Origin of the sequence: Rhodococcus sp. IC4_135 (genome assembly GCF_011602025.1) — a bacterium.
GTDB classification, from domain to species: Bacteria; Actinomycetota; Actinomycetes; order Mycobacteriales; family Mycobacteriaceae; genus Rhodococcus_F; species Rhodococcus_F baikonurensis.
This window is the reverse complement of record NZ_JAAOLG010000071.1, coordinates 1-9,255: the sequence shown is the minus strand read 5'-3', so window position 1 is coordinate 9,255 and position 9,255 is coordinate 1. Positions and strand designations below refer to the sequence as shown.

12 protein-coding genes and 1 pseudogene are annotated in these 9,255 nt (G+C 60.1%); 11 read left to right on the top strand and 2 right to left on the bottom strand.

All coding sequences use genetic code 11. The features are described 5' to 3' along the window. The first annotated feature begins 200 nt into the window (after positions 1 to 200). The 11 genes and pseudogenes from G8767_RS34565 (at position 201) to G8767_RS34520 (ending at position 7,570) form a co-directional block, all read left to right on the top strand. Positions 201 to 437 carry a hypothetical protein gene (locus G8767_RS34565; protein WP_166814180.1) on the top strand — a complete coding sequence of 79 codons (237 nt, stop codon included), beginning with the start codon at positions 201 to 203 and terminating at the stop codon, positions 435 to 437. Between the two features lie 77 nt (positions 438 to 514). After that, positions 515 to 715 (top strand): hypothetical protein, encoded by a 201-nt coding sequence (locus G8767_RS34560; RefSeq protein WP_003946083.1) that lies wholly within the window; start codon positions 515 to 517, stop codon positions 713 to 715. A 5-nt stretch (positions 716 to 720) separates the two neighbouring features. Then, positions 721 to 1,002 (top strand): hypothetical protein, encoded by a 282-nt coding sequence (locus G8767_RS34555; protein WP_003946081.1) that lies wholly within the window; start codon positions 721 to 723, stop codon positions 1,000 to 1,002. A 106-nt stretch (positions 1,003 to 1,108) separates the two neighbouring features. Beyond that, positions 1,109 to 2,140: a magnesium and cobalt transport protein CorA gene (locus G8767_RS34550; protein WP_003946088.1), complete on the top strand. Its 1,032-nt coding sequence runs from the start codon at positions 1,109 to 1,111 to the stop codon at positions 2,138 to 2,140. Positions 2,141 to 2,371: 231 nt separating this feature from the next. Next, on the top strand, positions 2,372 to 2,971 hold the full coding sequence (locus tag G8767_RS34545; protein ID WP_003946084.1) for a hypothetical protein: 600 nt from the start codon (positions 2,372 to 2,374) through the stop codon (positions 2,969 to 2,971). Between the two features lie 95 nt (positions 2,972 to 3,066). Continuing rightward, positions 3,067 to 3,234: a hypothetical protein gene (locus G8767_RS34540; RefSeq protein ID WP_003946089.1), complete on the top strand. Its 168-nt coding sequence runs from the start codon at positions 3,067 to 3,069 to the stop codon at positions 3,232 to 3,234. A gap of 142 nt (positions 3,235 to 3,376) precedes the next feature. Further along, positions 3,377 to 3,994, top strand: coding sequence for a hypothetical protein (locus G8767_RS34535; protein WP_003946082.1), 618 nt, complete (start codon positions 3,377 to 3,379; stop codon positions 3,992 to 3,994). 183 nt (positions 3,995 to 4,177) lie between these two features. Then, positions 4,178 to 4,538: pseudogene (locus G8767_RS36140) on the top strand (hypothetical protein); the annotation flags it as partial. 773 nt (positions 4,539 to 5,311) lie between these two features. Then, the gene (locus tag G8767_RS34530) at positions 5,312 to 6,268 is read left to right on the top strand and encodes a hypothetical protein (RefSeq protein ID WP_147343839.1); all 957 of its coding nucleotides are present in this window, start codon (positions 5,312 to 5,314) and stop codon (positions 6,266 to 6,268) included. A gap of 57 nt (positions 6,269 to 6,325) precedes the next feature. After that, positions 6,326 to 7,036, top strand: a complete 711-nt coding sequence (locus G8767_RS34525; protein WP_003946437.1) for a hypothetical protein — start codon at positions 6,326 to 6,328, stop codon at positions 7,034 to 7,036. A 72-nt stretch (positions 7,037 to 7,108) separates the two neighbouring features. Next, on the top strand, positions 7,109 to 7,570 hold the full coding sequence (locus G8767_RS34520; RefSeq protein WP_003946439.1) for a DUF5956 family protein: 462 nt from the start codon (positions 7,109 to 7,111) through the stop codon (positions 7,568 to 7,570). A gap of 188 nt (positions 7,571 to 7,758) precedes the next feature. Here the strand turns inward: G8767_RS34520 and G8767_RS36455 are convergent, their stop codons facing one another. Then, positions 7,759 to 8,247, bottom strand: coding sequence for a HEPN domain-containing protein (locus G8767_RS36455; protein WP_003946436.1), 489 nt, complete (start codon positions 8,245 to 8,247; stop codon positions 7,759 to 7,761). A gap of 37 nt (positions 8,248 to 8,284) precedes the next feature. Further along, positions 8,285 to 9,040 carry a hypothetical protein gene (locus tag G8767_RS36450; protein WP_003946434.1) on the bottom strand — a complete coding sequence of 252 codons (756 nt, stop codon included), beginning with the start codon at positions 9,038 to 9,040 and terminating at the stop codon, positions 8,285 to 8,287. Positions 9,041 to 9,255: the final 215 nt, after the last annotated feature.

Genomic DNA, 9,255 nt, shown 5'->3' with positions numbered 1-9,255 from the left:
GACCAGCTCTTTGAGCCGCGCATCGCTGATACCCGGCTGAGCCGAGTTCGTCTCTGTCTCACGATCAATCACATCAGTCATAGTGGCGTATCTCCTTTCAGAGTTACACCGTTGTTCTTACAGTCCCCCGCGGGGACTGTTTCTTATTCGGTGTTTCGGCCCGAGCCGCTGAGTAAACGCTCAGCGAGGGAGGTGCCGTGATGACGACATTGGAAGATATGACGAAGAAAAAGGCCGAGCCCTCCGCGGAAGCTGCGGCGCGCGCCATCAGGCCGCAGAACGCGGCGTTGCGGCCGTGTTCGGTCACGACGACGGGACGGTGCTCATGGTTTCAGGGTGAGAGATTGCGTGAGGATCGCATCCCGGTTCCGCGCACCCGTTTGCCGGTGTGGGGCGAACTCGGCCGGTCGGGTTCGACTCGTGGCAGCAGAGCGTGACTACGTGCTGATTGTCGCCGCGGCCGATAGTCGTCTCTCGTGTTGAACTATGGGCAGGTGGGGCGCAGTATTTACAGATGAAGACCGAAGAGGAAGAGCGTCTGATCGCTCATGCGGTGAGTAGGTTGTCTGCGAAGTATCCGTCGATCTCGGCTGATGTCGTGGCGGACGCTGTGGCGTCTGCTCATGCTCATTTCGACGACAAGGTGCGTGATTTCGTTCCTCTGCTCGTCGAGCGCATGGCGGGGGAGAAACTTTCCTCGCTGGTCGCTTCATAAAGGCCGTGTCCGCGGCCGAAGAGTCCGATATTGCGCAGGCGAGAGTGTTTCTGGCTCTGTTGAATTCGGAGATCGACGAGTTGTCGGAGCGGATCGAATCCGCGCTGCGCCTGGTGCGGGGTACGCGCCCGGTCGCACCTGAGTTGGCGTCGGCGGCGCGCACCGATGCGGCGGCTCTGCGTAAGGACCTTCATCGGGTGCACGCTCTTGTCGAGCAACTGACACGCCGGTTTCCTACCGCCAATGTGCCCGCGGAAGTGCCTGCCGCACATTCTTTCCGCAGCTGATCGGTTTCCGTCGCAGCGCTGATCGCGTTCGGTGCGCGGTCAGCCGCTATCCTGAGTCGCCCTCTTCTGCATGGGCAGGGAAGCACAGGGACGGTGAGCTGCGGGGATGGATCGACAACCACCATCGAGTGCTGCCGCTGCTGTGGTCGACTGCGCCGTCTATGTCGACGGGGTGCGACTCCCCGGCACTCACACACCGGAGAGTGCGTTGGATGAGGTTCGGCGTCGGGGTTCGGGGTTCGTGTGGCTCGGGTTGTTCGCACCGACCTTCGAGCAGATGACGGCAATCGCCCAGACGTACGGCCTGCACGAATTGGTCGCCGAGGACTCGGTGCACGCGCATCAACGCCCCAAACTCGAACAATACGACAAGGTGACCGTGTTGGTGATGCGCACGGCCCACTACCTTTCACCGACCTCGATCCGCACCGCCGACGACATCGTCGAAACCGGTGAGATTCTCGCTGCTGTCGGGTCGGATTTCATCGTCACCGTCCGGCACGGCGCGCATACCGCGTTGGCGGGCGTGCGCGCCGAACTCGAAGGATCGCCGGAACACCTGCAAATCGGGCCGTGGGCTGTCCTGCACGCGGTGATCGACCGGATCGTCGACGGTTACCTGGGAGTGGTCGGATCGGTCGACGTCGATATCGACACTTTGGAAGTGGAACTGCTCAGCCCCGATCGTCACACCCCTATCGAGCAGATCTACCTCGTCAAACGCGAAGTGCTCGAATTACGGCGTTCGGTCAACCCCCTCGCTGCGGCGCTGTCCACGCTCGCTGCCGCCACTGCGTTGCCGGAGCCGATTCCCAAGGACGTACACCGGCATCTGCGTGATGTCGCCGAACACCACGCCGCGGTGGCGGAACGGATCGTCGAGTTCGACGATGTCATCAGCTCTCTCGTCGCTGCGACTCTTGCTCGGGTCAATGTTCAGCAGAACACCGATTTGCGCAAGATCACCGCGTGGGCGTCGGTGGCGGCGTTCGTGACTGCGTTCGCCGGGATCTACGGCATGAACTTTCAGGACATGCCGGAACTGCGATGGCGATACGGGTACCTGCTGTGGTGGATCATCGCGGTGACCGGCGCGGTGTCGTTGTTCACCTTGTTCCGCCGAAAACGCTGGCTGTAAAGGCCAGCATCTGAAGGTCTTGGCCGGCTGCGGCCGGAACTCCTCGAACCGAACGGAGGTGAACGACCGAACCGCCCTGCCTCCGCGCGACCACGCTGTTGCCGGGCGGGATTGCGCAGCAGGTCAGGTCGAAACCACTGTTACGCAGATCGATTCCGTTAGTCTCAACCGTCCGTGAATGGTGGGTGTGCAGGCGATCGACGATCGGGGATCGAAGAAGGAGGGGGACAGGTGTTCGGTAGCGCCGGCAATGATGCTCGACTAGTGCGTCCGCCTGCGCTGGGCACCGCCCTCGCTGCCGTGCCCTTTCTCGCGATAATTGCGGGAGTCCGCTACGACTGGTGGCAGTACCCCACAGCCGCAGTCATTTTCCTCGAACCCGCCACGGTATGTTTCGCGCTCCTGGGACTCCTTGCCATCGGGGTGTTCTGGGTTGTCCGGTCCTACGGTTTCTGGAAACGGGAGCAGCGCCTGTCGTGGCGGATGGGACCTGCCCCTCTGGTCGTGGTAGCGACTGCTCTCGTGTTCTTCACGGTGCAAACGCCAACGGATCGCGCTTTCGATCGAGCCAATCCAGAGATGGCGGAGCTTGCGGACTCGATGCTGCGTGACGGTACCGAGCATCTCGGCCCCACCGAGATCGACGGTTACGAATTCTCCACTGTCTTCATCCGGGTGGACAACTGTGTGTACTTCGTCGATAGCAGGCGGAGCACCCCCACTGAGGTCGTGGGGTGGTTGTACACAGCGAATTGCACTCCGAATTTGGATCGGTTCCGCCGGCTCAAACCCGTTGCTGAGAACTGGTTTTCCTTCGAGCAGGGCACCTAGAGGTCTTGTCTGGACCTATGAGATCTCAACGCAGCTGGGTCTTGTAACGCGTGGCGCAGCGTGCGAAATGTGCTCGTCTACCAATGTGAGGGGAAATGCGAAATCTTCAGATCTCGGTGTTGGCTTTGTTCGTGCTCATTGTCGTGGTGGCTGTTTCCGTGTGGTCGGAGAGCGAGTATGTCCGCACACCGTTGTTGATTGCTTCGGCTGTGACACTGATATTGGTGATCCTGTTGGAGATCAACATCCGCCGCTTGAAATGAGTGCGCGGAGAACATTGGGGAAACAACTTGAAAAACAACGAGGGGATCGACCGCGGGCGCGATGGATGCCCGCAGCGCTCTGGGTCGGTCCGAGGGTGGCATCGCTGAGGTCCGCCCTTCTACATAGCGATACGGTGAGGCGATGCGAAAGCTGAGGTCGTTGGGTGAATGGGTAGCAGCTGATCCGCCTGCATCGTCGAAGCCTCCGGGGCCGATTCTTCTTGCGTTCACTGTTGTTCCGGTTCTTGTGTTGATGTGTAGGCATTACGGGTGGTGGCCTTCCCCGTTCGGGGGTTTCCGATGGTTGGATCCTTTGCTCGTTTCTGCTGCGGCGTTGGTCATTCTGGTGATGGTGGGGTTGGTGTGGGCGATCCGCACGCTGTACGTCGTGGGTCAGGACCGGCGCTGGTCGTGGTGGATCCTGCCTGCGCCGCTCGTCGTCACCGCCGCGGTCGCTGTGGTGATGTTGGTGCCTCAGGTGTCTTTCCTCGACAAGAGCGGAGAATTCGAGACCATCGCACTCGACCTCCTCAAGAATGCGGGAACTGTTGCCGAACAGTTGGAGATCGGCTCGTTCGATATTCGTCGCACCCGTGTCGTACCTCCTGATGAGGTCTATTTCATCGACAACGGCAGCATGTTCACCACGACGCGGGGGTGGGTGTACTCACCCAGCGGGACACTTTCTGGGTTCGGCCACTTCTCTGCAACGCATCTCGGCGGCCCCTGGTACGAGTTCACAGCGATCTGGCGCGACTAGCTCAACTGTTCGTTCGCCATGAAAGGACTTGAGAAATAGCGCCGCTCGCGGTTCTGGGGCCGGTGGCTGTTGTTTCTACTGCGCGACACCTGTTGCAATCTGCTAGGTTCGCGGTGAAAGCCTTTGAGCTGCAACGACCGTGTTCCCAAATATCTGAGACGGCGCTGTACCCCAAGAGAATGTGCAGCGATCCTGCTCGACGGAATGGACTTAGTTGTCCTCGGGCTGGCCGGTGCCGCCGTTCCGCCGACCAGAGCGCGCGCGGTGGTCGCCCGTGCACGCAGCAAAGGTTCCTGCCTGGTGGTCACCGAAGGGCGATGGGACGGTGCGGATATCCGCATCGACTCCCACGTCACCAATTACACGGGGATCGGGCAGGGCTATGGCCGCATCACAGGCTTCTCCGTCGATATCGAGGTCAAGTGGGCCGGGGGATACGCCCCGGTCCGGCAGGTTCGATCTGAGCCCCACAGCCCGGGCAGTGGGGTGGACGGCCCACGCTCCCGAACAATCGGCTCCGCTTCCACTTCCGCAGGCGCTATGACCGCCCCGGACTTCAACGGCTGGCAGGAGCCGTGGCCACTGACCCCGACCCTGCGCCCACTACTCCCACAGCCCCAGCCGGTCATCGTCGAAACGAACCGCGCCCTGCCCTTGGCGAAGAACGCCACGCGCCCCGACAAGCTCCCTCTGCGCGTACTCGCCGGAGGACTCCGCCTCGAAGGCACCATGCCAAAAAGCTCTATGCGTGGGCGCTCCTCAGTTCTCTGCACTAAGCAAGCCTTCTCGTCTGAAACAAGGCGGATCCGATGCCTCGTTGACCCCCAGGACCCCGGTGCGCGCCCACCTCGTCGGATGCGCGGCTGTAGATACCGACGGCACCCAACTTCATCGAGACAGGATCGCCACCTGATCAGGGACCAACGTGCGATAGCCATCGAGATACACACGCCCACAACCGTCGAGTTCGACAAACACCGTCGCTCCACCCGATCCATCGGCCCGCAGAAGTTCGGTGTGCGCGACACGGGAAGCGGATCGGGTACACGGCGGCGCAATAGGCGCTGTCGTCACAGCCCGAGCCAGTTCAATACTCTCCTCGCGCGAGAGGCGCACACTCGATTCTGTCGAAAACTCCTCACCCTCAACAACATAGCGGCAAACCAGCTCAATCCTGAGGGGAAACCCGGTCCGGGATCTGTTTTCCATTGCGGCAAAACATCTTTGATGTAATCGCCAAAGGGGTTCTCTCTCGAAATTTTTCCAGTGAAGCCCTAGCTTGAAACCGCGCGGTCGGTTAGTCTCACACGGAATCACTTGCTGGCCTTAGCTAACCGGTCAATTTCGCAGGCAGCCATTTCGCTGAGCTGCTGCACCTCACTGGAGGTACTCCGCGTGGTCAAAACGAATTTGTGGAAACGTCGCACACTGGTCTCGGTCGTACTCATGGTGCTATCCCTGGCTGTTGCACCTGTGGCCGGCGCCTCGCCAGACACACTCGACCAACCTGCCCCTGAGTCGCCCGCTGTAGAGGAATATCCCTCGACTGATCTTCCTCCGGAAATGATGCAAGTTCCCGGTGCTGGGCAGCAGTGTGTCAATACTGCGCTCGAGCGCAACATCTCCAACTGGGTCTGCAACGGAGCGATGTTGATTACTCCCGACGGCCAGGAGGTGCTTCCGGTCGTCCCTCGCCCTGACCTTGTGGAGCCGGTGCCACCTCCGAATCCGCAGTCACGGCTAAATGATGATCCTGACTACGACCTCTGGTGTGAACCGGATTCGAGTTCCCCATGCATCAGGGAAATCGCCCAGTACCAGTCGGAAGCGAAGAGCAACATGATCTACGGCGACGAAGACGGTGTGGTGGGAACCTTCGATTGGATCGTTCATTTGAATTTGAACGGACGGTCCACACGAATCACTACAACAGTGATCCATGACGAAGGACCTTCGCTGAATTTCATTCGGCACGACGCCCATTGCCGTGAAGTGGTTCCCGGACCGATCCTGGATACGAGTTGCGGAATCAACTACATGGGATCACCGTTCACTGTCTCGGAGGCGAGCCCCAGATTCAACTACGGACCAGCTCAAGGGTCGAACATCGTCGATGCCGGCACGTACTTCATCGAAGGGCGTATGCAGTTTCAGCCATCCGGCTACGACTATGTCTGGTCGATCCCGACAACGGCTTCAGTATGGGGTCCTGGGCCACAGAGCGAACGATTTATCTGCCCCACCCAAAACCGAGTCTGCTATTTCAATCGCTGATCCGAAACCCCCTGCACGTCAATGTCTCTGCCTGACAACCAAGCAAAGGACAAAGGTATGACATCTCTACGAAAAATCATTCCAGGAGCGATCGCCGCAGCAGCTGTTCTTGCACTGGTAGGTGCGTCCCCAGCTCAAGCGGAGGTGCGCACCGGTTGGATCGGACCCACTCCACCGGTCAACGGCACGATCTTCCTCCACACCTCGACTATCGACAACGGGGGAGTGCCCATCGCGAGCAGTCGGATCTACACCTCGTTCGCCAACGTGGTCTCCCCGGGCATCATGGGAGCGAAGGCGCGGCTGTTCCGCGAGGGCGCCCTGTGCAGTGCCACCGATTACCGGTTCAATGCCCTCATCTCCAACTCCCAAGTTGCCAGCACGCAAAGGGACTGCGGTGCAGGCTTTTACAACAGTCACGGATTCGTAGCAGTTCTCAACCAGTCGAACGGCGCCATCAACGAATACGTCACGTTCCCGACCGATCCGCTCCAGTTCCCTGCGCCCTCAGCTCTTCAGCGCCAGCCAGCTCTCACGGCGGGCGAGAGCGGAGTCAACGCAAGGGGCGAGAGTTACGGGGACGCGCTGAACGTTCAAAGCGACGCTGAGCTGCCTGACTTGGTCAGTGCTATCGGATCCGACCTGCAAGCCGGATTCGTCCGTGCCAGTGATCTGACGGCGCAACCGTCCACCGATACCGCGACCACGAGAATTGTGCCGCTTCTTTCGCGAGAGGGCGAGACAATCGGCCAATTCCAGATCGGGTAGTCGACAAGCTCACCTCGGCGGCACACACTCTGATGGTGTGTGCCGTCGAGGTGATGTCAGGAGGTCCTACTGATGAGCCAGCAGTGGAGCGATTTCCCGGTCTCCCACGAGCCGAGCAGTCTGCCGGATACCGTCGAGGGTGGGCACTATGTGCGAGTCGCAATGACCAGCCACGATCTGATGACCGTGTGGGCGGCAGGACCGGCCCGCGCTTTCCGTGTTGCCGTCCCGATCTCGGCTCGCCCCCCGGTCAAGGTCACTCACACAAACCCGCGGACTGGCCAGCGAGAGAGTCACTTCGAGGAGTTCACCGACGACGATCAAAGAACGATCGATGAGTTCGTCAATTTCGGCCTTCAGCTGGCGGGAATCGCGAAGTTCCCCAGCGGTTTCGACTGGTATGTACGAGTGCCCAGTCGAATCAAGGATGCGGCGGAGCTTGCGGACGAACTTCGCGCCAAGAATTCAGCGCCGGACGAAGTCGAAGCGTTGACGATTATCACCGCTACGTACAACAGGCTTCTGGCCGATTGAATCTGCTGGCAGATGCTGGCCCCGCCGGGCTGTAGATGTCACGTATTTTTTCGCATGGGGGACGTGTCGTTTAGCCATGTCAAAGGGCCTAAATGCGCGCCGGATGTTCTGAAACCAGCCCTCTGGCGCGGTACAGGTTCGGCCGGTCGGGTCTCTCAGAGCTAGGGGACAGGGCGTTGCCGTAGCGTTCATGGTCCAGGACGGGACGCCCTAGCGCCGAGGACTGCGCGCTTCAATGCGCCTTGTCTGAGCGATTTCAACTGTGTCCGCTCCGGGACGCCGAGTTTGGTCATCGCGACGAGCACCAGCAGGGCGACCCCAGGTTCATAGAGGTTGTACCAGACGGTTTCGGACATTTTGCGCTTGTGAGGTTCGTCGCCGTGTGCGAGATGGTTCCGAGCATTTTTGATGTTCTTAGCCCATACCTCGATGTCGGGAATGACCTGACGTACCGCGGCCGGTGGAGGGATCTGTGCGAGGGCGACGCAGCGTTCGCGGTAGTCGAGAGATTTTGGGTGAAAACCCTTGTGCAGTGCCTCGATTGCGCCGCACAGTCCAAGTAGCTTGGTTTCGTAGTACATACTCGATTCGCGTTGAAGTGCGATGACGGACAGCGTCCCGTAGTTCGCCTTCTGGTGCAGTTCGTGCCAGCCTTCGAGGAGGGTCGGCAGATCCACATCGTCGAGTGTGAAGTTGATAAGCGTCGTGCCCGAATCATCGAGGTCGGTGTCCTCGCTGATCAGGTCCGAGCTCCACCAGTCGAACTGCCGATGCGCTTGTGGGATTGCGGGAGAACTTGATGCGCCGTACGTGGGCGGGCCGATGCATCGCCAGCGTGATCAGGTCTGCCAGCCGCCGAGAGATTTCGATGTGGGCGTTGATCGAAAGGGGTTCGGCGCTGGTCACTCGAAATGCTGTCCGAAAGTGTGCAGGAATGGACATACCACCGCGGGAGAATTGACCGCCGGATGCGTAATGGCTGGACGTGGAAACCGTGACCTCGACGTTGCCGTATTTTCCCGAGAGGGGCGCGCTGACCGGGATAGTGAAAATATAGGGCTCGTTGGACTTTTCAGGGTGGGATACGGCGATCTTGACGCCACGGGCCCAGTAGGTGAGGTAGTCCAGTTCGATGACGGACTCGGTGAATGCGAGTTCGTCGGCGTCGTTGACGTGGGAGTCTCCGATGACGAGCCCTGACAGCTTTATCGTTTGGTCGGTGTACTTCTGGCCATTTGTGAATCCACCCTTTTCCGAATCGATGTACGTCTCGAACAGGGACACCGCGCGCCCACCGGAATTGCCATGGACAGTGCGAAATCCCAGCTCGTGAATATCGTACAAATCGCCGTGCAAGTCGAGTCGCGGCTCTGTGGAATCACTGAGCGTGAGAACGCCCGGCACGGTGCGAGAAGGGCCGTTCGAGTCGGGTACCCACCATTGTCCGTGGAGTTGCTCTGTCGTCGCCATGAGCTAAGGCTAAGGTCGTCCGGCCGGTTGACGGCGCGACGACATGCGGATGGCCTCCGGAGTCTGGGATGGGGGATGTCGGTGTGGGGGTGTTTGGTTGGTGTGGGTGGGTTCGGTGTTGGTGTTTTAGGGTTTGACCTGCGGTGATGACATGTCCCCGGGGGTGGTTGTTGGGGGTGTGTGGTGCGCCGGCGTTTTGGGTGCCGGCGCACCAC